Raw genomic sequence first — 24,372 nt, 5'->3', positions numbered from 1 at the left:
GTCGAGTGAGCCTGGCATCACGCTCCGTGTGGGCAAGCTCACCTTTGGGGACGGGTCGATGAGGCGTGTCGGCAGTCCCTAAACTCGGCTTGTTTCAAGGAGGGAGCCTCAATCGTGCGCAAGGTGCTCATCGCCAACCGTGGCGAAATCGCAGTCCGCGTGGCCCGGGCATGCCGGGATGCCGGTATCGCGAGCGTGGCCGTATACGCCGACCCGGACCGGGACGCTCTGCATGTCCGCGCGGCGGATGAGGCGTTCGCCCTGGGCGGTGACTCTCCTGCGACCAGCTATCTCGACATCGAGAAGGTGCTGAACGCGGCTCGGGAGTCCGGTGCCGACGCCGTTCATCCCGGCTACGGCTTTCTCTCGGAGAACGCCGACTTCGCGCAGGCGGTCCTGGACGCGGACCTGATCTGGATCGGTCCGCCCCCGCAGGCCATCCGTGACCTGGGTGACAAGGTCGCCGCCCGGCACATCGCCCAGCGGGCCGGTGCGCCCCTGGTCGCCGGCACGCCGGACCCGGTCTCCGGTGCCGGCGAGGTCGTGGCGTTCGCCGAGGAGCACGGGCTGCCGATCGCGATCAAGGCCGCCTTCGGCGGCGGCGGTCGCGGCCTGAAGGTCGCCCGGACCCTGGAGGAAGTCCCCGAGCTGTACGAGTCGGCCGTCCGTGAGGCGGTCGCCGCGTTCGGCCGGGGCGAGTGCTTCGTCGAGCGGTACCTGGACAAGCCGCGGCATGTGGAGACGCAGTGCCTGGCCGACAGCCACGGCAACGTGGTCGTCGTGTCGACCCGTGACTGCTCGCTGCAGCGCCGCCACCAGAAGCTGGTCGAGGAGGCCCCGGCGCCGTTCCTGTCCGAGGCGCAGGTCGCCGAGCTGTACGCGTCCTCGAAGGCCATCCTGAAGGAGGCCGGCTACGTCGGCGCGGGCACCGTCGAGTTCCTCGTCGGTGTCGACGGCACGATCTCCTTCCTGGAGGTCAACACCCGTCTGCAGGTCGAGCACCCGGTGACCGAGGAGGTCGCGGGCATCGACCTGGTGCGTGAGATGTTCCGGATCGCCGACGGCGAGGAGCTCGGCTACGGCGACCCGGAGCTGCGCGGTCACTCCTTCGAGTTCCGTATCAACGGCGAGGACCCGGGCCGGGGCTTCCTGCCGGCTCCCGGCACGGTCACCACGTTCGCCGCGCCGTCGGGTCCTGGCGTGCGCCTGGACGCGGGTGTCGAGTCGGGCAGCGTGATCGGCCCGGCGTGGGACTCGCTCCTGGCCAAGCTGATCGTCACCGGCGCGACCCGTGAGCAGGCGCTCCAGCGGGCGGCCCGCGCGCTGGAGGAGTTCCAGGTCGAGGGCATGGCCACGGCGATCCCGTTCCACCGCGCGGTGGTCAGGGACCCGGCGTTCGCCCCCGAGCTGACCGGCGGCCAGGACCCGTTCACGGTCCACACCCGGTGGATCGAGACCGAGTTCGTCAACGAGATCCCCGCGTTCGCGGCCCCGGCCGACACCGAAGCCGAGGACGACACGGACCGCGAGACGATCGTCGTCGAGGTCGGCGGCAAGCGCCTCGAGGTCTCCCTGCCGTCCTCGCTCGGTATGAGCCTGGCCCGCACGGGTCTCGCGGCGGGCGCCAAGCCCAAGCGCCGCGCGGCCAAGAAGTCCGGCCCGATGGCCTCCGGCGACACCCTCGCCTCCCCGATGCAGGGCACCATCGTCAAGGTGGCCGTCGAGGAGGGCCAGGAGGTCAAGGAGGGCGACCTGATCGTCGTCCTCGAAGCGATGAAGATGGAGCAGCCGCTGAACGCGCACCGCTCCGGCACCGTCAAGGCCCTGGCCGCGGAGGTCGGCGCGTCCATCACGTCGGGCGCCGCGATCTGCGAGATCAAGGACTGACCTCAGGGATCACCCGTGTCGAGGCGCCCGCTCCCCGGGCGCCTCGCCGCGTTCCGACACCCCGACGATCCATCCGGCCCCGCAGCCCCACATTCCGGCCCCCGACCGCCCCGCCCAGCCCAGCCCCTCCGGGCCCCCGGACTTCCGACCCTCCGGCCCCCGGGCTTCCGGCCTACCGGGCTCTCCGGTCCACCAGACCTTCCCGGTCCACCGGGCTCTCCGGTCCACCGGGCCATCCCGAGTCCACCGGGCTCTCCGGTCCACCGGGCTCTCCCGGCCCGCCGGGTTCTCCGGTCCACCGGGACGCCCCGCACGGGCCCCCTCCGGCCGCACGGGCCCTCCGGCCGTTCGGGACCGTCCGACACGCCCGGGCCGTTCTCCAGCCCGTCCGGGACATTCCAGCCCGTCCGGCGTTTGAGGACGAGGCCCGTTCAGGGCCGAACGGGGGTCTGGGGGCGGAGCCCCCAGGGAGGCGGCCCCGCGAGGTCAACGACGACGCAGGTCCGCGACCCGGGCCCGCTCCCCGCCAGGAGCCTGCTCACCGTGCATCGAGGCCGCCCGCAGCCCCGCGGCAGCGCCCGGCACCTGCCCCCGCCGCGGAGCCGGCAGCGGCACGTCCCGACGCTGCTGCTGATGGCGCGCCGGGGCGGTATCACCCCCCGGGCTCCCCGACGCCCCGGCCACGGCGATCTGCACCCCCTGGTCCGCCAGAGCCTGGAGCTCGGTGGCCGCACGGTCGTCGTGCGCGGGCGGCTCGTCGGTCACCAGCCGGGTGATGACGTCCGTCGGCACAGTCTGGAACATCGTGTCCGTGCCGAGCTTGGTGTGGTCGGCGAGGACGACGACCTCCGCGGCCGCCTGCACCAGCGCCCGGTCGACGGACGCGGACAGCATGTTGGACGTGGACAGCCCGCGTTCGGCGGTCAGTCCGCTCCCGGAGATGAAGGCCCGCGACACCCTGAGTCCCTGGAGGGACTGTTCAGCGCCGCTCCCCACGAGGGCGTAGTTGGAGCCGCGCAGGGTGCCGCCGGTCATCACGACCTCGACCCGGTTGGCATGGGCCAACGCCTGGGCGACGAGCAGGGAGTTGGTGACGACGGTCAGTCCGGGCACCCGGGCGAGCCGGCGGGCCAGCTCCTGTGTCGTGGTGCCCGCCCCGACCACGATGGCCTCGCCCTCTTCGACGAAGTTGGCGGCGAGGTCCGCGATGGCGGTCTTTTCGGCGGTCGCGAGATGGGATTTCTGCGGAAAGCCGGATTCTCGCGTGAACCCGCCCGGCAATACCGCACCGCCGTGCCGGCGGTCGAGGAGTCCTTCTGCCTCCAGTGCGCGCACGTCCCGCCGTACGGTCACTTCGGAGGTCTGGACGACGCGGGCGAGTTCACGGAGCGACACGGCCCCGTTCGCTCGCACCATTTCGAGGATCAATTGACGACGTTCTGCAGCGAACACGAAACTGACAGTAACGCGGACGACCGTCTGCTTTCAGCTCTTTGCGCCGAATAGTAGAAGTTGTTCGCACAGGGGGTCGGGGAGTGGTATAGGGCCTGGTTCAGGCGCCCATGCCTCCCGCACGTCCGGCAACCCGGCGACGACGCGCCGTCAACTCCCCGTGACCGGCGGGGAGTCGAAACCGGCCGTCAGACCTCGCCCGCCGTCTTCCGGGTGTGCAACTGTCGCGCCACTTCCGCGATCGACCCGGAAAGGGACGGATACACGGTGAACGCGTTCGCGATCTGTTCGACCGTCAGATTGTTGTCGACGGCGATCGAGATCGGGTGGATGAGTTCCGAGGCGCGCGGCGACACGACCACACCGCCGACGACGATCCCGGTGCCGGGCCGGCAGAAGATCTTGACGAAGCCGTCGCGGATGCCCTGCATCTTGGCGCGCGGGTTGCGCAGCAGCGGCAGCTTGACGACCCGGGCGTCGATCTTGCCGCCGTCCACGTCGGCCTGGCTGTAGCCGACGGTGGCGATCTCGGGGTCGGTGAAGACGTTCGAGGAGACGGTCTTCAGGTTGAGGGGGGCCACCGCGTCGCCGAGGAAGTGGTACATGGCGATCCGGCCCTGCATGGCGGCGACGGAGGCCAGCGCGAAGATCCCGGTCACGTCACCGGCCGCGTACACGCCGGGGGCGGTGGTCCGGGAGACCTTGTCGGTCCAGATGTGCCCGGACTCGCGGACCTTGACGCCCGCCTCCTCCAGCCCCATCCCCTCGCTGTTGGGAATGGCGCCGACCGCCATGAGGCAGTGCGAGCCGGTGATGACCCGGCCGTCGGACAGGGTGACCTCGACCCGGTCGCCGACCCGCTTGGCGGACTCGGCCCGCGAGCGGGCCATGACGTTCATGCCACGGCGCCGGAAGACGTCCTCGAGGACGGCGGCGGCGTCCGGGTCCTCGCCGGGCAGCACGCGGTCGCGCGAGGACACGAGGGTCACCTTGGAGCCGAGGGCCTGGTAGGCGCCGGCGAACTCCGCGCCGGTGACACCGGAGCCGACCACGATGAGCTCCTCGGGGAGCTCGCCGAGGTCGTAGACCTGGGTCCAGTTCAGGATGCGCTCGCCGTCGGGCTGGGCGTCCGGCAGCTCGCGCGGGTGGGCGCCGGTGGCCAGCAGGACGGCGTCGGCGGTGAGGGTCTCCTCGGTACCGTCGGCGGCGCTGACCACGACCTTGCGCGAGCCGTCGAGGGCCTGCATGCCCGCCAGCCGGCCGCGTCCGCGCAGCACGCGCGCGCCGGCCCGGGTGACGGAGGCGGTGATGTCGTGCGACTGGGCGAGCGCGAGCCGCTTCACCCGCCGGTTGACCTTGCCGAGGTCCACCCCGACGACCCGGGCCGCCTGCTCCAGCGGCGGGGTGTCGTCGGCGACGATGATGCCCAGCTCTTCGTACGAGGAGTCGAAGGTGGTCATCACCTCGGCCGTGGCGATCAGGGTCTTCGACGGCACGCAGTCGGTCAGCACCGACGCCCCGCCCAGACCGTCGCAGTCGACGACGGTCACCTCCGCGCCGAGCTGCGCGGCCACCAGGGCAGCCTCATAGCCGCCGGGTCCGCCACCGATGATCACGATCCGAGTCACGTACTCCATTGTCCCGCACGGGGGCCGGTGGTACCGCCCCGGGGGTCGCGGGGGGCGCCACCGTTACGAGAGTGACGCGTGCGCGGCCTGCCGTACTCTCCTTGCATGTCGCTCTACGCCGCGTACGCCGGCAACCTCGACGCGCGGCTGATGACCCGCCGCGCTCCCCACTCGCCACTGCGCGCCACCGGCTGGCTGAACGGGTGGCGGCTCACGTTCGGCGGCGAGCAGCTGGGCTGGGAGGGCGCGCTGGCGACGGTCGTCGAGGACCCCGGCGCTCAGGTCTTCGTGGCGCTGTACGACGTGGCTCCCATGGACGAGGACTCGCTGGACCGCTGGGAGGGCGTGGGCCTCGGCATCTACCGGCGCGCCCGGGTGCGGGTGCAGACGCTGGACCGGGAGGAGTCCGCCTGGATGTTCGTGCTGAACGGCTACGAGGGCGGCCTGCCCGCGGCCCGCTACCTGGGCGAGATCGCCGACGCGGCGGAGTCGGCGGGGGCGCCGCACGACTATGTGATGGAGCTGCGCAAGCGTCCCTGCTGAGTCCCGCCGGGGCTGCGCCGGGTCCGGCTCGTTGGAAACGACAAGACAACGATCGCCATCCCGTGGGCTCTGTCATCTACGCGCGTAGGCCGGAACCGGCTACCCTCATCGCGTGAACGCATCTCTCCTCCCGGACGACATCCAGGGCGACCCGCACGCCGCCGCCGACGCCGCCGCCGCGCGTCTGCGCGAACTGACCGGCGCCGAGACCCACGACGTCGCCCTCGTGATGGGCTCCGGCTGGGCACCGGCCGTGGACGCCCTGGGCGTCCCCGAAGCCGAGTTCCAGGTCACCGAGCTGCCCGGTTTCCCGCCGCCCGCGGTCGAGGGCCACGGCGGCACGATCCGCTCGTACCAGATCGGCGAGAAGCGGGCGCTGGTCTTCCTGGGCCGCACCCACTACTACGAGGGCCGCGGCGTCGCCGCCGTCGCCCACGGCGTCCGTACGGCGGTGGCGGCCGGCTGCAAGACGATCGTGCTGACCAACGGCTGCGGCGGCCTGCGCGAGGGCATGCGCCCCGGGCAGCCGGTGCTGATCAGCGACCACCTCAACCTCACGGCGACGTCCCCCATCGTCGGCGCGAACTTCGTGGACCTCACGGACCTGTACTCCCCGCGGCTGCGCACCCTGTGCAAGGAGATCGACGCCACGCTGGAGGAGGGCGTCTACGCCCAGTTCCCCGGCCCGCACTACGAGACGCCGGCCGAGATCCGGATGGCCCGGACCATCGGCGCGGACCTCGTGGGCATGTCGACCGTGCTGGAGGCCATCGCGGCCCGTGAGGCCGGGGCCGAGGTGCTCGGCATCTCCCTCGTGACCAACCTCGCCGCCGGCATGACCGGCGAACCGCTGAACCACGAGGAGGTCCTCCAGGCGGGGCGCGACTCGGCGACGCGCATGGGCTCCCTGCTGGCACAGGTGCTGGGCCGGCTGTAGCAGCGGTCCCACCGCCGCGCCGGTCCCTGCGGCTCGGCCCGTCCGACGGTCCCCCTGCGGGAGAGTTCGAGGACGAGGCCTGTTCGGGGCCGATGGGGATCCGGGGCGCAGCCCCCGGGAACCCGGACCACGAGACGACGAGAGGTTGACACCGACGTGCACGACGTCATCGCCCGCGCCCACGCATGGCTGGCCGAGGACCCCGACCCGGAGACCCGCGACGAGCTCGCCCGGCTCATCGAGGCCGAGGACGTCACCGAGCTCGCCGACCGTTTCGGCGGCACCCTGCAGTTCGGTACCGCCGGGCTCCGCGGTGAGCTCGGGGCCGGGCCCATGCGGATGAACCGTTCCGTCGTGATCCGGGCCGCGGCCGGCCTCGCCGCGTACCTCACCAAGAACGGCGGGACCGGCGGGGTCGTCGTCATCGGCTACGACGCCCGCCACAAGTCGGAGGACTTCGCCCGCGACACGGCGGCCGTGATGACGGGCGCCGGATTCCGGGCGGCCGTGCTCCCCCGTCCGCTCCCCACCCCCGTCCTCGCCTTCGCCATAAGGCACCTGGGCGCGGTCGCCGGCGTGGAGGTCACCGCCAGCCACAACCCGCCGCGCGACAACGGCTACAAGGTGTACCTGGGGGACGGCTCGCAGATCGTGCCGCCCGCCGACGCCGGGATCGCGGCCGAGATCGACGCGATCGACGCCCTGAAGGACGTCCCGCGTCCCGAGGCCGGCTGGCAGACCCTCGACGACGCCGTCCTCGACGCCTATCTCGCCCGCACGGACGCCGTCCTCGCCCCGGACTCCGCCCGCACGGCCCGCACGGTGTACACGGCGATGCACGGCGTGGGCAAGGACGTCCTGCTGGCGGCCTTCGCCCGCGCGGGCTTCCCGGAGCCCGTCCTCGTCGCCGAGCAGGCCGAGCCCGACCCGGACTTCCCGACCGTCGCCTTCCCCAACCCGGAGGAGCCCGGCGCGATGGACCTGGCCTTCGCCAGGGCCCGCGAGACCGGCCCCGACCTGATCATCGCCAACGACCCGGACGCCGACCGCTGCGCCGTGGCCGTGCCCCACGAGGGCGACTGGCGCATGCTGCGCGGCGACGAGGTCGGCTCCCTGCTGGCCGCGCACCTCGTCCGGCGCGGCGCGCGCGGTGTCTTCGCCGAGTCGATCGTCTCCTCCTCCCTCCTCGGCCGTATCGCGGAGAAGGCGGGCCTGCCCTACGAGGAGACCCTCACCGGCTTCAAGTGGATCGCCCGCGTCGACGGCCTGCGCTACGGCTACGAGGAGGCCCTCGGCTACTGCGTGGACCCCGAGGGCGTACGCGACAAGGACGGCATCACCGCCGCCCTGCTCGTCACGGAGCTCGCGTCCACCCTCAAGTCCGAGGGCCGCACCCTCCTCGACCTGCTCGACGACCTCGCCGTGGAGCACGGTCTGCACGCCACCGACCAGCTCTCGGTCCGCGTGCAGGACCTCTCGCTCATCGCCCGCGCGATGGAGCGGCTCCGCGAGCGGCCCCCGACCTCGCTCGCGGGCCTGGCCGTCACCAGGGCCGAGGACCTCACCCTGGGCACGGACAGGCTGCCCCCCACCGACGGCCTGCGCTACACGCTGGACGGCGCCCGGGTCATCGTCCGGCCCAGCGGCACCGAGCCGAAGCTGAAGTGCTACCTGGAGGTCGTGGTCCCGGTCCCGGCCCACGCCGACCTCCCGGCGGCCCGCGACACGGCGGACGGCCTGCTCACCGCGATCAAGCGGGACCTGTCGGCGGCGGCCGGCATCTGACCGGCGCCGCACGCTTCATCTCGCGCCGGCCCGTCGCACGCTCCCCGGACGCCCGCTCCGGTCCCGTCCGCCGCATGCTGGACGGGCGGTGCGGCGGGCCGCGCTCGTCTTCCCCCTTTGAGCGCACCCGTCTCCGGGACGTCCCGCGCCCCCATGGCGTCACGTCGGACGGGGCGCCCCGGGCCGGTCATCCGAAGCGGCCGTTCACGTAGTCCGAGGTGCGCGCGTCCTGCGGGCTGCCGAACATGTCCTTCGTGGGGCCGTGTTCGACGATCCCGCCCGGGGTGCCCTGCTCGGCGAGGAAGAACGCGCACTGGTCGGAGACGCGGGCGGCCTGCTGCATGTTGTGGGTGACGATCACGATCGTCACGTCGTCGGACAGTTCGTGGATCGTCTCCTCGATGCGTCGTGTCGAGGTCGGGTCGAGGGCCGAGCACGGCTCGTCCATGAGCAGCACCCGGGGCCGTACGGCCAGCGAACGCGCGATGCACAGACGCTGCTGCTGGCCGCCGGAGAGCGCGCCGCCGGGCTGTCTGAGGCGGTCGCGCACCTCCTTCCACAGGCCCGCCTTGGTCAGGCACTCCTCGACGAGCGTGTCCCTGGCGTCGCGGCCGGCCCTGATACCGCCCAGCTTCAGGCCCGCGGTGACGTTGTCGTGGATCGACATCGCGGGGAAGGGGTTCGGCTTCTGGAAGACCATGCCGATCTCCCGGCGGGCGTGGGTGATGCGCCTCCCGCGGTCGTAGATGTCGTCGCCGTCGAGCAGTACCCGGCCCGCGAGGGAGGCGGAGCCGATCAGTTCGTGCATGCGGTTGAGGATCCGCAGGAACGTGGACTTGCCGCAGCCGGAGGGGCCGATGAGGGCGGTGACCTTCCGGGCGGGCATGGTGAGCGAGACGTGCTCCAGGACCTTGTGGTCGCCGAACCAGGCCGAGACGGAGTCCGCCTCCAGGGTGGCCGGGTTGTTCGCGCCCGCGCGGACCTGGCCGCCCGGCTGCAGGCGCTCCGGCCTCGTCGTCGGGGCGGGGTTCTCGTCGACGAGCGTGTCGGCCACGTCGGGCGTCTGGGACATGATGGGTGAACTCCTCGTCGGTCAGAGCAGGTTGGGCAGCAGTCGGGTGGCGGCGCCGGAGACGGCGAGGCCGAGGGCCGCCAGCACGGGCACGCCGACGATCCAGGTCTGCCAGCGGCCCCACACGCGGTAGGCGGCCGTGGTGAGCAGGGCCGCGAGGAGCAGCGCCTGGGTCCAGAGGAAGACGGGGAGCCAGGCGGCGCCCTCGGTGCCCATCGCCTTCTCGGACTCGTCGATCCAGCCGAGCGTCAGCGGACGGGCCGGGCCGGGCTGGGCCGGGCTCGTCAGGGTGGCGTCGACCCGGACCGTGCCGGACGGCGTGTAGGGGCCGCCCTCGGCGGTGATCAGGGTGAGCCGGCCCTGGCCCTGCCGGAGCGTGGCCGGCAGCGGGTCGCCCTCGCGGCGGACCCCGGAGACGGTGTAGGTGGCGGTGCCCTGACCGGTCGTCACCCGGATCTCGGCGCCGACGGGCAACTGGTGGAGGTCGTTGAACGGGCTGCCGTACCCCCACTGGCGGCCCATGACGATGCTGGTGCCGGCCTGTCCCGGCAGCGGGGTGTCCCGGCGGTGGCCGGGGCCGGACATCAGCACCCCGGAGGTGGTGCCCTCCGCGACGACCTCCTTCACGCCCAGGGCCGGAATGCGCAGCAGGGCGACGGGCGCGCCCGGCGTCAGCATGTCGCCCTCGTACGTCCGCTGCCCGACCGGCGCGATACCGAGGGCGAGTTGACGGCGCAGCTCGTCGTAGGCGGTCTGCTGGTCGCGGGCGTGCTGGAGGTGGCCGACGACGGTGAGGTCGGCCGCGAAGCCGAGCAGCAGGGCGGCGAGCACACACAGCGCGGCGCCGGCGAACGCGAGCCCGGCGCGCTCCGCCCGACGCGGGCCGGGGGCGGCCGCCGGATCGGGCGAGGGCGCCCGCACCGGCGACGTCTCGGCCGGTGGGGGCGGGGAGAGCACGGTCACGGGGAGCGCTCCTGTGAAGTGGTGGGCGGTGCCGGGTGCGGTGTCGGGTGCGGTGCGGTGCCGTGTGTCGAGTGCGGTGGCGGAACGGCCGGCGCGGGCGGCGGACGGGACCCGCCGCCCGTGCTCGGCCGCCGTTACGCGCGGGGGTCGCCGAACGTCAGCAGTCCGCTGCGGCGGCCGAACCGGACGACCAGGAGGCCGGCCGTGAACAGGACGACGGCGCCGATGCCGGAGAACAGGGCGATCTCGCTGCCGGTGGAGGCGAGGCCGCCGCCGGTCGTCGAGGTCCCGCCGGTACCGGAGTCGCCGCCGGTGGAGCCGGAGGTCGTGCCCGACGTCGTGCCGGAGGAGCCGCCCGAGGAGCCGCCCGAGGTGCCGTCGGTCGCACCGTCGGTGGGCTCGCCGGTCGGGTCGTCCGTGGGGTCGCCGGTCGGGTCGTCCGACGGATCGCCGGTCGGCGAGGCGGACCCGGTCGACGGCTCGGGGACGGTGAAGGAGGCGGTGCTGAACTCCGCGCCCGTACCGGCGTTGACCTTGCAGTTCTTGCCCGCCGCGGTGAAGGTCCAGAACGCCCGTCCGGCGACCGCGTTGTCGGGGACGGTGAGGGACGGCCAGGTCACCACGCCGCTCGCGTCCGCCGTGGCGGCGGGGAAGGCGGCGTCGTTGCCGCTCATCGTCATCGTGTACGACGTACCGGCCGAGCAGCCCCGGGCGACCAGCTTGACCTTCTGGCCCCGCCGGAGCTCCGGCTCGACGGCCAGCCGGGTGTCCGAGTCATCGCGGATCTCGTAGTCCGCGGGGTACACGAGGACGGTGGCGGCCGGAGCCTCCGAGGCCCCCCAGTCCCCGGGGTCGGCGGGGGTGAACCGGGCCGTGACGTCGTGCCGGCCCTGGGCCAGCGTCGTCGTGGTGAACTCGGCCCTGCCGCCGGTGACGGCGGCCTCGCCCAGGGTCGTCGTGCCGTCCAGGAAGGTGACGGTACCCGTCGCCTCCGCGGGCGAGACCGTCGCGGTGAGCTTGACCTGCGCCCCGGGCTCGACGTCGCCGGGTACCGCCGCCAGGCCGAGGCCGGTGGCCGTGGCGCCCTCGCCGACCACCCAGGTGTCGCCGGTCACGGTGATCTTCTGGGACCAGTACGGGTCGCCCGGGACGATCGAGTCCGGCGCGACCGCCCAGTCGAAGTTGTCCACGCAGCGCACGCGCAGCTCATAGGTGCCGTCGCCGGTGATGACGTTCGACAGGCTGCCGACGAACAGTCCGCTGTTGTCCGCCGCGGCCAGCGAGATCGCCGAGGTCGCCGCCGTGTAGGGGCCCTTGCTGGTGATGCCGCTCAGCGCCGTCACCTCGGTGCCGTCGGCCTTGACCACGTACAGGTTGAGAACGCTGTTCCAGTTGAGTTCCTCGAGGGTGACGTCGGGGCACATGCCCGGGATCGCGAGGGAACCGGCGAGGGGCTGGGGGTCGGTCAGCCTGCCGCTGCCGGGTGTCATGGTGAACTCGCCGACGGACGCCGCCCGGGCGGGCTGGGACTGGGACATGGCCAGGGTCACCAGGCCCACCGCGAGCAGGGCGCAGGCGGCCAGTACGGCGGCCGTTCTTCGGAAGGGATGCGGCACGGTCATTTCGTTGCCCCCCGGGGTCGGTTGACGGGTGTACAGGGACAGCGCGCGGAGCCGGGCACCCGAGGGTGCCCGGCCGTTGCGCGGGGATCAGTCGGAGTCCACGGATCAGCGCTCGCCCGTGAGGGTCGTGGCGCCGCAGTTGGCTACGGTGCCGAAGCCGTAGCTGTTGATGGTGGAGCCGTTGGAGCAGACCTTGGAGGCGGAGCCGACGAAGGTGTCCGCGATGACGGCGTCGGAGAGCCTGGCGGTCGGGACGACGTTGTAGACGTCCCGCAGGAAACCGGCGTCGAAGGCCGTGTTGAGCGCGAGCGCGGTGCCCGAGCCCGTGGTGGGGGCGGTGCCGTTGATGCTGCGCAGGCGCGACTCGCCACGACGGTTGGCGACGTCCGCGAAGCCCTTGCCCTGGGCGATCCACTGGGCGATCGAGTACGGCATCAGCTGGTTGCCGGCGGTGATCGCGGTGCCGTCGTGCTCCTGGACGCCCTGGGTGACGCAGGAGCCGACCTGCGACTCGCTGACGCCGATGGCCGACAGCCAGAAGGTCCGGGTGCCCGAGCCGGTCTGCGGCAGCAGCGGTGCCACCGTGACCGAGGTGCCCGAGGCGTTGGTGTAGGTGCAGTTCGTGTAGATGCTCGCCAGCTGTGCCTTCGTCAGGTTCGTCGGCACCGTGCTGCCCAGGTCGGTGGCGTAGGTGACACCGTCCTTGGCGTACGGCACGAAGGTGAGGTCCGAGGTGGTGAAGTCCACCGGACCGCGTGAGGAGCGGGCGAAGTCGACACAGCCGGTGCCGGCGGTGATGTCGTTGTTCAGCGCGACGATGCCGTTCGAGGAACCGTTGGGGCGGTTGAGGGTGCAGCTCGGCGAGGTGGTCGGGTTCTTGGTGGTGATCGTGGTGACGGCGGGGTCGGTGGGCGTGGCGTTCCACGACGCGATGACCTTGCCGTTGGCGTTCGTGATGACGTCACCCAGGCCGTTCATCACGTACTGCGTGGTGTCCGAACCGACGCCGGCCAGCTGGCGGTGGTCGGTGATCGGGTTCGGGTCCGCCGAAGCCGGAGCGGCCAGGATGCCGAGACCGAGAGCCGCGACACCGAAAGCGGCGCCGACCTTGGCGTGGGACTTGACGTTCATTTCTGAACCCCTCGTTATGGTTTACCCGGATTTACTGGCTGCCGACCTCTCGGCCGGCCACCGCATACGCTTCCAGGAATTCCTTTTGTTGACCAACCAACTGCCCGTGAGAGAAAGGTTAAGCGGAGATTTCCTAGGCGCCCCTTAGGGAAACCGCCGTTGGCCGAGGCGCACCATTATCGGTCCGGAAAGTCCGGCCGCTCCCCCCAGGAACAGAACGACCAGAAGAACCCAGCGGATAATCCCCAGAACATCTCCTGGAGTGACTCCGCCGGCGGTTTTCGCGACATTCTGCTGTGGCCCCGCGGAGGGTGGTGCGGTGCCGTTCGCGGCGGACGCGGGCGCGGTGGAGGCGCCGCCGCCGCCCGTTCCGCCGGTGGCCGCGCCACCGGTGTCCGTACCGGACGAGGTGCCTGCGGTGTCGGCCCCCGGGCCGGGTCCTCCGGCGCCGGCCGGATCCGTCGTTCCGGACGGCGGCCCGGTCGTCGTGCCGCTCTCCAGGGCGTCGGCGGCGGCCTCGGCCCGCGTACGCTGCCCGGTCGGCAGCGGCGCGTATCCCGGGGGCAGCCGGCCCGCGGCCAGGCCGGGCGTCTGGCCCGCGCCGGCCGCGTACCGGATGAACTTCGCGTACGCCGCGCGGGCCGCGGCGTCCTGGTTCACCGATGCCGCCGCGTAGACGACGGCGGTCAGCGGGTACGCCTGACCCGTGGCCCGTGCCGGGTCGGGCTCGAGCACCGTCGCGTCCACGGACGACGGCCGCATCCGGCCGACGGCGGCCGTCAGCGCGTCGGCCGAGGGCCGCACGAAGGCGCCGTCCGCGTTGCGCAGGGCCGCCGTCTTCAGCCCGTAGCGCTCGGCCGACGCGGTGTCGACGATCGCCATGGTGGCGTGTCGGCCCGGCAGCGGACTGTCGTTGACGAGCTTGGGCGGGGCGTTGTTCCCCGGCTCCCACTTGACGACGTTGCCGTTGTTGCCGCGGCGGGTGCGCAGCGCGCCGTCGTGCAGGTCGGCCATGTACGGGTCCAGGTCCGTCACGGTGTAGGTGAGCGGCGGGTCGCCGTTGGCGAGCGCCGGTGACGTCGTCGGATCCACCTTGGGGAAGTCGGTCAGCGAGGTGGCGTCCGCCAGGCCCAGCTCCTGGTAATGGCGGTTCGGCCTCATTCCCCAGGGGTCCGTTTTCCCGGAGAGGAATTCACGGGCCTCCGGGTCCGACTGGAGCCAGTTCCAGACGAGCCGCGTGGTGTCGGAGCTCTGCAGCGGGACCATGAGACTGGTCGGCTGTCCACTCAGCGTCGGGAATTCCGGATTCAGTTTCCGGAACTCCGGATCCAGGTCGAAGCGCTCCGGATTCCCCTGGAGATATTCCGGCGCGGCGGCCAGGGTGACGTCCTTCGTATAGGAGTGGGTGAGCATCTTGGCGACGAGCCGTGGCGTCAGTTTCATTTCCTGCACCACCCCGGACGCGCTTTCCATGAAGAAGGCGATCGCCAGTCCGGACACGGCCAGCGGTGCGTGCACGATCTTCGGCGCGCCTTCCGGCCCGGCCACCGGGTCGACGGTGAAACCGAGCACGGGTGTGTCGTCCGTCGTGTTCTGCACCTGCGCCCTGGCCTGCTCCTCCCCTCCCTGGGTGAAGGCGAAGGTGCTGCCCGTGGAGGTGCACAGCAACGGCTGCCAGGAGGTGACGGCGTCGGTGGTCAGCTCCGAGCCGACCGTGGGCCGCTCCGGCTGGCCCTCCGGGCAGAACGCGCCGACCGGCAGGAAGTCCAGCCTGACCACCATCCGCCGGGCCCAGTTCGTCGCGGACAGGGGCGAGCCGTCGACGGTGAGGTCGCAGCCCGCGCAGCCGCCCGTCCGGGTGACGTCCGTGCCGTCGGCGTTGTGGATGCCGCGCGGCACGACGACGAGCCAGCACGACCGCGGTGCGGGGGTGCCGCCCGCGGCCCCCGTGTTCAGGCCGCACCCCAGGTGAGGCGCCTGGATCCCGTCCTGCACCTCGAAGGTCACCTCGCCCGTGCCGGCCGCGAAGGTGCGGTTGGCGATCTGCTCGTTGGTGTCGAGCGGGCCGAAGTACGTCTTGTCCTTGGCCGACGTGGTGGGCGGCAGGTCGCCGACCGGCCGGAACGGTACGAAGGACCTCCCCGTGTACTGCGTCTCGGCCGGGTCGGTGGCGAAGGAGCCGGGCTCGGTGAGGACTTCACGGGACTGGGCGAAGAGACCCGGCACCACGACGTTGTCCGTCCCGCCGTAGACGCACTGCTCCCGGCCGGGCCCGGCCGGATCGTCCCCCCAGCACTGCATGATCTGGAGGAAGTTGTTGTCGAAGGTGCCCTCCGGGGTGGGGGCTCCGCCCTCCCAGGTGATCCGCACGCCCTGCGAGCGCAGGTCCCTCGTCTGGTGGACCGTCACCTTCAGTCCGGAGAAGTCGTCGTACGCGCCCTTGCTCCCCGTCACCGTCACCGCGGAGCCGTCCGCCGCGGCGGCGGGCGTGGTGCCGGGCGGCAGCGGCAGCAGGGCCAGGACGAGCCCGGCCAGCAGGGCACCCACGGCGGCGACGACGCGAGGCCGCGGCCGTGCCCCGGCGGCCGGCCGGGACCGGGCGGTCATGCCGAACCCCCGTTGCGGCGCGAGCGGTTGGTCAGGACCCGCCCGACCAGCGGCGGTCCCACGACCACACCGACCAGGAGGACGGCGGACAGCGCCATGAGGGCGGTGCGCAGTCCGAGGGCGTCGCCGGAGGCGAGGGAGACCGGACTGGCGGCGACGGACGTGTCCCCGGTGCCGGGGTCGGCGCCGAGCACCTCACCGGTGTCGGGGTCGACCGCACCACCACCGGTCGTAGCGCTCGTGCCGGCCGTGGTGCCGCCGGTCGTGGTGCCGCCGCCGGTGGTACCGGCCGTCCCCGACGAGCCCGGCCCGCCCGTCGTGGTCGAGCCGCCGGTCGAACCCGTGCCACCGGTCGAACCCGAACCTCCCGAACCGCTGCCCCCGCTTCCGCTCGACACGGTGGGCGTCCTGGCGCCACCGGTGCCGGTGGAGCACTGGTCCGCGCCCTTCTTGTCGCAGGCCTGCGGAAATGCGGCGTTCCTGGCCAGGAGGTTGGTGCCGTCGCTGGAGAACGTCGGGTTGTTGCACTTGTTGATGTTGATGTTCCCCGTCTCGGCGCCGGGGATCCTGCGCACCTGCTCCATGGCCGCCTCGACCAGGTTGATCGGCAGCGGCGAGTAGCCGAGCCGGTCGGCCTGCTGCTGGCCCTCGCACAGGAAGTAGTTGCCGAACGCGCTGAGCGTGGCGCCCTTGGCCTTGGTGAAACCCATCTCCTCCCTGGTCGGGATGATCATGTAGCTGTAGCTGGAGAGGGGGTAGGTGCGCCGGTCGCCGTACGTGTAGACGCCGTCGAGGTTCTGGGTCAGGTAGTTCGCGGAGCGCGGGTCGTTGTTGATCCTGGCCTCGGTCAGTGCGACCGCCACGCTGGAGGCGGTCGGCTCGACGTAGTAGCCGGACTTGTTGAGGACCTTCACCACGGGGAAGCCCGCGTTCTTGGCGTACGAGTACTCGACGTAGGTGATGGCGCCCTCGGCCTGCGGCTGCTTGGTGTAGCCCGCGACACCGAGCGAGCCGGACTGGGCGACGAAGCCGGAACCAGGGATGTTGGGGAAGTACGAGGTCAGACCGCACGGCGTGGGCTTGCCGGCCCGCTTGCAGTAGGCGTTCCACAGGGAGGAGTGCTGCTTGGACATCCACAGCGTGAACTGGGCGGTGGTACCGGAGCCGTCGGAGCGGACGACCGGGACGACACGGCGGGCCGGCAGGGCCAGCTTCGGGTTGTCGGCCTTGATCTCCGCCGCGTTCCACATCGTGATCCCGCCGGTGAAGATCTTGCCGAGCACGTCACCCGACAGCCGGAGGTTGGTGACCCGACGGCCGCCGATCTTCAGGTTGTACATGAAGGACGTACCGCCCGCGACGATCGGCATGTAGGCGTACTTGCGCGACGGCGGAGTGTCCGTCGCACCGAACTCGGTGAGCCCGTAGGGGATCTCGGAGACGCCGAAGTCGGACGTGCCGTTCGCGAACTGGGTACGGCCGACCGTCGAGCCCACCGAGGAGTAGTTCACGGTCATGCCCTGCTGGCGGACGTTGCGGCGCCACTGTTCGATGGCGTTGGCGCTCCATGTCGAGCCGGAGCCGCTGATCTTCACGTGACCGGCGGCCGCGGCACCCGGTGGGTGGAGGGCCAGCAGCACGCAGACCAGGGCGACGACCAGCGCCGACGCCTGGTGCGCACGCAGGGCGCGTGGACGACGGACGGGTGCGGGTATCACGTGGTGCTCCTCGTCGATGCGGAACCGGACGCTGCCGAACGGGTCGATGCGGAACGGGTCGGTGCGGAGGCGGCCGGTACGGGGCCGGTCGCCGCGCGTGCGGCGAAGCGCTGTGCGTCACGGCGGGACGCCCGCACCCGACGGTGTTCCTGACGGCGGGTCAACTTGCCCGGGCCGCGGCCGCCGATGACCCGGGCCGCGACGAACAGGACGAGCACCAGCACCAGCAGGACCGCCGCGGTGCCGAAGCCGCGGGCGATGTAGGTGGGCTCGGGCGACTCGACGAGCTTGAAGGCCGCGAGCGGCAGGGACACCATCGGGTCGTGGAGCGGATCGGTGTTGAGTTCCTGGGTGAAGCCCGCGGTCAGCAGCACCGGCGAGGTCTCGCCGACCCCGCGCGCGGTGCCCAGGATGATCGCCGTGGTGAGTCCGGACCGCGACGTGGGGAGCACCACGTGCCAGACCGTGCGCCACCGCGAGGTGCCGAGCGCGTAGGACGCCTCGCGCAGGGTGCCGGGGACCAGCCGGATCACCACGTCCGAGGCGCGGATGATGATCGGCAGCATCATCACGGAGATCGCCAGTCCGGCGGCGATACCGGACTGGTCGACGCCGAGACCGAGGATGACGGTCGCGTAGATGAACAGGCCGGCCACGACGGACGGCAGCGCGGTCATCGCCTCGACGATGGTGCGGACGAACCGGCTGAAGGCGCCCGGCACCTCGTTGAGGAAGACGGCGCACACCAGTCCGGTCGGGATGCAGATCACCAGGGCGATGGAGATCTGCCACAGCGTGCCGACGATCGCGTGCAGCACCCCGCCGACGCCGAGCGGCTCGAGCGGTCCGGCGTCGGCCATCGACTCGGTGTAGAAGTTCAGGTGCGGCAGCGCCGTGCGCCCCTGGTAGAGCGTGTAGACGACCACGAAGGCGAGCGCCGTGAGCATCACCAGGCCGAGGCTCTGGACGACCACGGCGGCCAGCCGGTCGCGGACGGCGGGTCCGTCCTCGTCGAAGGAGACCAACAGGGCGTAGAGGCCGAGGAAGAGCGCGTAGGCGAGGACGACGAAGCCCAGCGTGCCGTCGAAGGGCAGCAGCCGGTCGAACATCAGCCAGGTGACGGCGAGGGCCGCGGCGCCGGCGCCCAGCAGCGCGTACACGTCGCTCGCGCGCAGCGTGGACAGGTTCCGGCGCGACTCCCCGCGCGACTCCCCGCGCGACTCCCCGTGTGATGCCCCCCGGGTGGACGGCGCGGAGCGGCGCGCCGGGAGCACGGTGGCCGGGACGCTCGGCGGCACGTCCTCTGCGGCCGGCCCGGCGCCCGGCCCGTGGTCGCCGGGCGGGCTCTGTGGAACGGTGACGGTCATCGGGCTCGTTCTCCTAGGAGTCGCTCGTCGCGCAGGAGCGGCTGCGGGCGACGATCGACGAAGCGGCGAAGTTGACGACGAGGGTCATCAGGAAGAGCGCGAGGCCGGCGGCCATCAGCGCCGACATCCCGAGGTCGGTCGCCTCGCCGTAGCGCAGCGCGATCAGCGAGGACACCGAACTGGTGCCGTTCTGGAGGATGTGCGGCTGGATCGCGAAGACCGGCGAGATGATCAGATAGACGGCGATGGTCTCGCCGAGCGCCCGGCCCAGGCCCAGCATGGTGCCGCCGATCATGCCGCCCTTGCCGAACGGCAGGACGACGCTGCGGATCACGCCCCAGCGGTGGGCGCCGAGCGCGTACGCCCCCTCCCGCTCGCCGACCGGAGCCTGGGAGAACACCTCCCGCACCACGGAGCAGATGATCGGCGCGACCATCAGGGACACGACGATGCCGGCGATGAAGGTGGAGGACGTGAAGACCGTCGCCGTGGCGAGCGGGTCCTTCGGATCGGCGCCGTCGACCGTGAACAGGGGTATCCAGCCGAGATAGGTGGAGATCCAGCGCGCCACGCTGACCACGTGCCCCTGGAAGAAGAACAGACCCCACAGTCCGTAGACCACGGAGGGCACCGCGGCCATCAGGTCGACGACGCCGACGAGGGTCTGCCGGATGCGCGGCGACGCGTACTCGGAGATGTACAGCGCCGTGCCGATCGCCAGCGGCACCGCGAACACGATGGCGACCAAGGCGATCAGGATCGTTCCGACGAGCACGGCGGCGATACCGAAGCGGCCGCCCTCCGGTTCCCAGGTCTCGGTGGTGACGAAGTCCCACTTCGCCACCGACAGCGCCTGCCAGGCCCGGTAGGTGAGGAAGCCGCCGACGAGCAGCATGATCGTCAGGACCAGCGTTCCGCCCCCGCGCAGCACGCCCCTGAACACCCGGTCGGGCACGCCCTGATCGGGATACAGGCGTCGGGGAGGGTCGTCCGCCGCAGTCACGGAGCGCTCGATGATTCGCGTCGTCACACGTGACGACACTTCTGAGGTGTGATGGACGCGTGCAGACCTGAACGTGAACGAGGCGCCCCCGCGAGGCAACTTCCGATGTTGACGTGAACGCGGCGACACGAGAGGGGGCCTCACGAGAGGGCGTCACGAGAGGCAAGGGGCCGGGCCCTCGGGCGGCGAACCCTTGCCTCCGGCGGACCGCCGGACCGTCAGTCCCGCCGGCCCGTTCGACGCGTTCGGCTCATCCGCCGTCGCCCCACGGGATCACCCCGCCCGACCCGAGTTCGGCCAGGAGCGCCCGGAACCGCTCGTACGCGGCCTGGCACGTCGAGTGCCGTTCATAGGCGCGCGAGGAGACGGCCACAGTGCCCCCGACGGGATCACGCAGCCGCCAGACCCAGCCGCTGCCCTCCGAGGTGTGGTGCACCGCTCCGGCCAGTTTCCCGACGTCGGCGCACATCCGCTCGAACCCTGCCCGGCAGTCGCCGTAGGCCCGGTACGTGCGCGCGGCCACGGCGATCACCCGCCCATTCGTCGCGGTGAGCCGCCACGAGTAAGTGCCATCTGCACCTATGTCTATTTGACAGCGCGTGCCGGGTACGGCCGCGCCCCCCATTCTTGTCGACATCCATCCCCACTCCTGTATCCCCATATCAGGAAGCCGCACGATTCGGCGCTGGTTCGCCGGTCACACGGCACACGCAGGTTAGTGAGAGCGGAGAGACAGCAGATCAACAGCTTCGACAGTTTTCACTCGAAAGTTGCCCCTAGTTCACACACTGATCGACAGAAAACGACAGGAGTGGGCGGATTCCCTGACCGCCGCCCGGCACGCGCAGGTGGTCGCCAGGTCCGCTGAAATTCGCACCGAATTTCCCCTTCGGCTTTCCACGGAATCACCCCACCCGATATTCGACCGCATTTCCATTACCGAAAAACAAGACGTTCCGAAATCCCATCGCAACGAGTACGCTGCACTCGTCAATTCGGGCCCGCCGCGGAATAATCGGCTCGCCGCGGCATTCACCTTGGGGAATTCGCATGCGCATTCACTCCGCCGTCGTCGCCGCGTGCGGCGTCGTGGCCCTGTCCGCCCTGACCGTTCCGGCCGCACACGCGGACGAGAAGTTCGGCGACACCGACATCACCGGCGTGGTCGTCAACGACGGCCGGCCCGTCGTCGTCGGCACGAGTGCGAGAACGGTCACCGTCGAGGTCACCGCGACTGATCCGTCCGGCATCGAGCAGATCAACGCCACCCTCTACCACGGCCCGTTCGACGCCCCGGACAGCACGGTGGCCTCGGCGGCGGCCTGCGGCGCGACCACCGACACGACCACCACCTGCACCCTGACCTTCACCCTCGCCCCCGGTACCGCCCCGGCCACCGACGCGCAGGCGGGCACCTGGAACGTCAGCGCCTACGCGATCGCCCCGGACAGCGACGCGGTCTTCCTGGACGGCGCGGCCGCCTTCCCCGTGCAGCGCGCCACCCAGGTGAGCGTCGCCGCCACCCCCGAGCGGGTCAGGCGGGGCCACACCCTCACCGTCTCGGGCGGTGTGCGCAACGCCGGCTGGGCGACCGGCGCGTCCGTGCCCGCCGAGGCCGGACAGCCTGTGGAGCTCCAGTTCCGTCCGAGGGGCGGCAGCACCTACTGCACCCTCAGGACCGTCCGGACGGCCGCCGACGGCACCCTCTCCACCACCGTCCGCGCGTACGCCGACGGCTCCTACCGGTGGTCCTCCGCCGGCACGGCGGCCACCGCGGCCGCGGTCTCCTCGGGCGCCTTCGTCGACGCGGTGGGCTGAACCCACGAAACCCGTGCGCCGGGCACCCCTCCCGGGTGACCCGGCGCCGCACCCGGCCTCCGGACGACATCGCCGAGCGGGATCCGCCCCGCGAGGGCCGTCACGGCAGGAACAGCGTCGCCGCCGTGCCCACGACGCCGACGACGATCGCGAGCGGCCACAGGGCACGCCCGCGCCGGCGCTCGTCGCAGAGGTCGGCCGGGCGGGCCGCCGGGTCCTGCCACATCGCGGTGATCTCGGCGGCCGTCCGCTGGTACGGGTGCACCAGGCCGAGCCTGCTCTCCAGCCATGGCCAGCGGGGCGAGGCCACCCGCCACTCCTCGAACGAGGCCTGCCTGCCGCGGATCCGCAGCAGGACGCCCTCGCACTCCACGGCCCGGACGTGGTCCCAGGCGAGGTGCCGGGCGCCGCCCAGGCCGTTGAACCACAGGCCCTCGCGGTCGGCGGTGACCCGCCAGGCGATCCTGCGCGGCACCAGCAGGGCGGCCAGCAGGGTGGCGCCCAGGCCGTAGCCGTACCGCCACCACCCGGAGTCCTCCCAGTAGACCGGGAGGAACAGCAGCACCAGCCCGACGGCGAACCGGTCCGCCCATCCGGCACGCCACTTCCGTACCCCCGCCGCGGCCTCCCGGCCGGTCCGCTCGGCGACGACCGCGGCGGCGGCCCCGCGCAGTTCCTCCTGGCGGGCCTCCCGGACGGCCCTGCCCCGCTCCGTCCTGACCCTCCACCGGAACGCGACGCCCGTCACCGGCCGCACGGGCCCGACGGACGCCTCCAGCACCGGCGGCTCACCGGCCTTGTCCGCGGCGGCGAGGAACACGACCTCGGCGCCGTCGTACGGGACTCCGTACAGAACGGCCTCACGCAGCGGCCCGGCGCGCTCGTCGTCGATCCGCGAGATCAGCTCCCGGACCCCCTCGGCATCGGCAGCGGCATCGGCATCCGTGTCGGCGTCGGCGTCATCGTCGGCGGCGTCGTTGTCGTCGGCGTTCTTCGTGCGCCCGTCGAGCTCGGTGGTGGAGACCGTGAACAGGGGGCGCAGCGCGGCGATGTCGTCGGCGGCGAAGACCTCGGTCTCGACGTCGGCGTTCTCCCGCACGAGCACACGCAGCACGGGGACGGGCGCCCGGCGCAGGCCGGCGGCCCGGCGGCGGGCCAGCGCCGCGGAGAGCAGCACGGTGAGGCCGAGCCCCGTGAGGCACCAGCCCGCCGGCGGGACGGTCTGCCGGTCCTCGGTCAGGTCCCAGAGGCCGGCGGTGGCGTACAGGACCGCTCCGGCGACGACCGTGACGAGCCCGGACCACAGCAGGAAGGTCCCCCGCTCGGCCCGCCCGCCACCGGCCCCGGGCACCCCGGGCACCCCGGCGGTCACTCCGCCGGCTGCCTCCAGTCCCGCCGCCCGCTGCCGCTTCCGTGCGGCCAGCCGCAGGCCGACGGCCGCCCAGACGCCCAGGAGCGCGACCAGGAGCCCCAGCCGGACGAGCCAGGCGGAGTCCCCCCACGTCAGAACGACGACGCCGGCGACGGGCCCGAGGACCAGGGCCGCCTCGGGCCGCAGCACCGGCCACACGAGGTGCAGCGCGACCAGCGCGGCACCCCAGGCGGGCAGTCCCGCGGACCGGTGCAGCAGACCCGCGGCGACGGCGGCCGCCACCGGCAGCGCCAGCCACACGGACGTCCGCGCCCGAACCGGCACCCAGCGCGGCGGCAGCCCGCGCGTCCAGCGCCCCGCCTGCTCGGCGTCCCAGGGCCGACAGCCCTCGGGTATCGCCGCCCCGGGCAGCCGCAGAACCTCAGCAGAATGTGTACTCATCGCTCCCCCGACCTACCTGCCCACCAGATTCCCGGCCGCACAGAGCAGCCGTCACGACCGGGGCACGGGCCGATGATGACGAAGGACCCTGTGATCAGGGCAGCACACAGATCACGATCCGCCCACCGGACCTCGGCGGCCCGCACACAGCCCGATCCGGGACCCCGAGCCCTCCCGCAGATACCCACACCCACATCCGCGCCCACACCCCGCGCCGGCGCCCCGCACACCGGCCCGGCGCAGGGGCCTCACCCCACGGCCAGCAGAATCCCCAGCACCACGGCCCCCGCCACCGCCGGGCCCAGGATCTCCCAGGCCCAGCGCGCGGTCACCTCGCCCTGCGCGGGCTCCTCCTTCTGGCGCGTCTCCCACAGCTCCCGCAGCTCGTCCATGACCCGGTCGGTCTCGGCGCGCACCGGCCCGTCCGGTACGGCGCCGCCGCGCGACAGACCGCCGCCGAGCCCGCCGAGCCCACCGCCGCCCCGGGCGCCCTGGCCGCCCTGGCCGCCGCTCCGCCCGGCCCGCTCCGCCGCCGCCTTGGACTCCCGCCGGTTGGCCTTCTTCCGCGCCCGCAGCGAGACGGGGATGGACCACAGCTGGAACTTCTTCCCCGACGCGTCGACGACCTCGTTGGAGTAGCCGGACCGCAGGGCGGCCACCTGTCCCCACGGCAGCACGATCACCCGGAACGGATTGCGCACCCGGAGCCGGTCCTGGCCCGCGAACACGGCGGGCCGCAGCGTGAAGGCGACGACCAGCGGGACCAGCAGGATCAGCGCCGCGAGCGCCAGCCACGGTGTGCGCCCCTCGCCCGTGATGATGGCGTCGAGGCCGAGCCAGCCCGCCAGGCCCAGCAGCAGCACGCCGCCGGCCATGCCCGCGGGCGACCGGTAGATGCGGTCCTTGGTCTCGGGTGCCGAGGGCTGCGGCGCGGGTGACTGGTCTTCCGGGGTCGTCATGGCCCCGATTCTGCCCGACGCCCGCCGGCCCTCTCATCCGCAGCCCCGCCGTTCTCGACGAGCACGG

Annotated in this window: 18 protein-coding genes; 5 read left to right on the top strand and 13 right to left on the bottom strand. The window is 72.3% G+C overall.

What is annotated here, in order from left to right:
• Positions 1–114: 114 nt before the first annotated feature.
• The gene (locus tag ABT070_RS12070; RefSeq protein ID WP_351758266.1) at positions 115–1,887 is read left to right on the top strand and encodes an acetyl/propionyl/methylcrotonyl-CoA carboxylase subunit alpha; all 1,773 of its coding nucleotides are present in this window, start codon (positions 115–117) and stop codon (positions 1,885–1,887) included.
• Between the two features lie 486 nt (positions 1,888–2,373).
• On the opposite strand, the gene ABT070_RS12065 is transcribed toward ABT070_RS12070, so the two are convergent.
• Together ABT070_RS12065 and ABT070_RS12060 are read right to left on the bottom strand one after the other, a co-directional pair.
• Positions 2,374–3,339: a DeoR/GlpR family DNA-binding transcription regulator gene (locus ABT070_RS12065; RefSeq protein WP_351758263.1), complete on the bottom strand. Its 966-nt coding sequence runs from the start codon at positions 3,337–3,339 to the stop codon at positions 2,374–2,376.
• 188 nt (positions 3,340–3,527) lie between these two features.
• On the bottom strand, positions 3,528–4,976 hold the full coding sequence (locus ABT070_RS12060; RefSeq protein WP_351758261.1) for an NAD(P)H-quinone dehydrogenase: 1,449 nt from the start codon (positions 4,974–4,976) through the stop codon (positions 3,528–3,530).
• A 96-nt stretch (positions 4,977–5,072) separates the two neighbouring features.
• Between ABT070_RS12060 and ABT070_RS12055 the strand changes: the two genes are divergently transcribed.
• The 3 genes from ABT070_RS12055 to ABT070_RS12045 all read left to right on the top strand — a co-directional run bounded on the left by ABT070_RS12055 (position 5,073) and on the right by ABT070_RS12045 (position 8,232).
• The gene (locus ABT070_RS12055) at positions 5,073–5,510 is read left to right on the top strand and encodes a gamma-glutamylcyclotransferase family protein (protein WP_351758258.1); all 438 of its coding nucleotides are present in this window, start codon (positions 5,073–5,075) and stop codon (positions 5,508–5,510) included.
• Between the two features lie 112 nt (positions 5,511–5,622).
• The gene (locus tag ABT070_RS12050) at positions 5,623–6,447 is read left to right on the top strand and encodes a purine-nucleoside phosphorylase (protein ID WP_351758256.1); all 825 of its coding nucleotides are present in this window, start codon (positions 5,623–5,625) and stop codon (positions 6,445–6,447) included.
• Between the two features lie 156 nt (positions 6,448–6,603).
• Positions 6,604–8,232 (top strand): phospho-sugar mutase, encoded by a 1,629-nt coding sequence (locus ABT070_RS12045; RefSeq protein ID WP_351758254.1) that lies wholly within the window; start codon positions 6,604–6,606, stop codon positions 8,230–8,232.
• A gap of 187 nt (positions 8,233–8,419) precedes the next feature.
• On the opposite strand, the gene ABT070_RS12040 is transcribed toward ABT070_RS12045, so the two are convergent.
• From ABT070_RS12040 to ABT070_RS12000, 9 genes are all read right to left on the bottom strand, one after another.
• On the bottom strand, positions 8,420–9,304 hold the full coding sequence (locus tag ABT070_RS12040; RefSeq protein WP_351758251.1) for a phosphate ABC transporter ATP-binding protein: 885 nt from the start codon (positions 9,302–9,304) through the stop codon (positions 8,420–8,422).
• Positions 9,305–9,325: 21 nt separating this feature from the next.
• Positions 9,326–10,267 (bottom strand): sortase, encoded by a 942-nt coding sequence (locus ABT070_RS12035; protein WP_351758249.1) that lies wholly within the window; start codon positions 10,265–10,267, stop codon positions 9,326–9,328.
• Between the two features lie 134 nt (positions 10,268–10,401).
• Entirely contained in the window at positions 10,402–11,889 is a 1,488-nt protein-coding gene (locus ABT070_RS12030) for an Ig-like domain-containing protein (RefSeq protein WP_351758246.1), read from the bottom strand.
• Between the two features lie 105 nt (positions 11,890–11,994).
• Positions 11,995–13,020 carry a hypothetical protein gene (locus ABT070_RS12025; RefSeq protein ID WP_351758244.1) on the bottom strand — a complete coding sequence of 342 codons (1,026 nt, stop codon included), beginning with the start codon at positions 13,018–13,020 and terminating at the stop codon, positions 11,995–11,997.
• 144 nt (positions 13,021–13,164) lie between these two features.
• On the bottom strand, positions 13,165–15,627 hold the full coding sequence (locus tag ABT070_RS12020) for a hypothetical protein (RefSeq protein WP_351758241.1): 2,463 nt from the start codon (positions 15,625–15,627) through the stop codon (positions 13,165–13,167).
• The gene (gene pstS, locus ABT070_RS12015) at positions 15,624–17,345 is read right to left on the bottom strand and encodes a phosphate ABC transporter substrate-binding protein PstS (RefSeq protein ID WP_351758238.1); all 1,722 of its coding nucleotides are present in this window, start codon (positions 17,343–17,345) and stop codon (positions 15,624–15,626) included. Before pstS ends, ABT070_RS12020 begins: the two co-directional genes overlap by 4 nt.
• Positions 17,342–18,712 carry a phosphate ABC transporter permease PstA gene (gene pstA, locus ABT070_RS12010; RefSeq protein ID WP_351758236.1) on the bottom strand — a complete coding sequence of 457 codons (1,371 nt, stop codon included), beginning with the start codon at positions 18,710–18,712 and terminating at the stop codon, positions 17,342–17,344. Before pstA ends, pstS begins: the two co-directional genes overlap by 4 nt.
• 13 nt (positions 18,713–18,725) lie before the next feature.
• Positions 18,726–19,742, bottom strand: coding sequence for a phosphate ABC transporter permease subunit PstC (pstC, locus tag ABT070_RS12005; RefSeq protein WP_351758232.1), 1,017 nt, complete (start codon positions 19,740–19,742; stop codon positions 18,726–18,728).
• A gap of 223 nt (positions 19,743–19,965) precedes the next feature.
• Entirely contained in the window at positions 19,966–20,238 is a 273-nt protein-coding gene (locus ABT070_RS12000; protein WP_351758230.1) for a hypothetical protein, read from the bottom strand.
• 527 nt (positions 20,239–20,765) lie between these two features.
• Here ABT070_RS12000 and ABT070_RS11995 point away from each other — a divergent pair.
• Positions 20,766–21,533, top strand: a complete 768-nt coding sequence (locus tag ABT070_RS11995; protein ID WP_351758227.1) for a DUF5707 domain-containing protein — start codon at positions 20,766–20,768, stop codon at positions 21,531–21,533.
• Positions 21,534–21,633: 100 nt separating this feature from the next.
• On the opposite strand, the gene ABT070_RS11990 is transcribed toward ABT070_RS11995, so the two are convergent.
• Together ABT070_RS11990 and ABT070_RS11985 are read right to left on the bottom strand one after the other, a co-directional pair.
• Entirely contained in the window at positions 21,634–23,346 is a 1,713-nt protein-coding gene (locus ABT070_RS11990) for a hypothetical protein (protein WP_351758225.1), read from the bottom strand.
• 248 nt (positions 23,347–23,594) lie between these two features.
• Positions 23,595–24,305, bottom strand: coding sequence for a PH domain-containing protein (locus ABT070_RS11985; RefSeq protein WP_351758222.1), 711 nt, complete (start codon positions 24,303–24,305; stop codon positions 23,595–23,597).
• Between the last annotated feature and the right edge of the window lie 67 nt (positions 24,306–24,372).

Source organism: Streptomyces sp. NPDC002884 (assembly GCF_040295245.1).
Lineage (GTDB): Bacteria > Actinomycetota > Actinomycetes > Streptomycetales > Streptomycetaceae > Streptomyces.
This window is presented reverse-complemented; position numbering and strand designations above follow the sequence as displayed.